The 845-nt window shown below is 67.5% G+C and carries 1 protein-coding gene; it reads left to right on the forward strand.

What is annotated here, in order from left to right:
- Positions 1 to 122 precede the first annotated feature (122 nt).
- A partial coding sequence (locus ACY45C_RS17350; protein ID WP_462188607.1) for a glycosyltransferase occupies positions 123 to 845 on the forward strand: 723 nt, incomplete at its 3' end.

Raw genomic sequence — 845 nt, forward strand, 5'->3', positions numbered from 1 at the left:
GCCAGTTTCCCTCGATTCCCCCCGGGACCGCGGAACCATAAAGACGTCACTCCCCCCGTGGAGTAGCGTATTTACGCTATTAGTCTTACTCTCCCATTACGGCACGGTGGAATCGGGGACACGTGGCGGAGTCATTGGGATCTGTCCAGGCGCTGTGCATTCTCTTCTTCTGCGAGCAGTACCCGCCCGTCGTCTGGGACGGCGCGGGCACCTACACCGCGGCGCTGGCCACGGCACTCGCGAAACTCGGCCACGACGTCCACGTGCTGTGCGCCCAGGGGCGTCAGGTCGTCGGCTCGGTGAAGGACGGGGTGCACGTCCACCGGCGCCCGTTACTGCGGGTGCCGGTCAGCCGCGGGCTGGGAAAGCTCGGCGCCCAACTCCGGGGACCCCTGTACCCGCGTGACTCGCTGACGCTGCGGGCCAGCCTCCCGCTGTCCTACAGCTTATGGATGCGTCAACTCGGGCTCAGACCAGACGTGATCGAGACCCAGGACGGGGAAACCCGCGGTCTGATCCAGGCCATGCGTCGCTCCACTCCGCTCGCCATCCACCTCCACTGCCCGACCATGCTCACGGTCAGGCTTTCCGGCCAGCCGGTCGGGTTGAAGGGCCTGGTCGCCGACCGGCTGGACCGGACGTCGGCGGGCCGGGCCGCCGTGGTCACCTCACCGTCGCAGCTGCTCGTCGACACGCTGCGGGAGCAAGGCTGGTTGGGTGACCGTGAGGTGGAGGTGATTCCCAATCCGTTCGACGCCGAGCCGTGGCTCGACATACCCGACGTCGCCGGCACCACGCCGACAGTCGCCGTCGTAGGCCGACTCGAGGCCTACAAGGGCGTGGAT

This window comes from Frankia sp. CcWB2, from assembly GCF_977927585.1.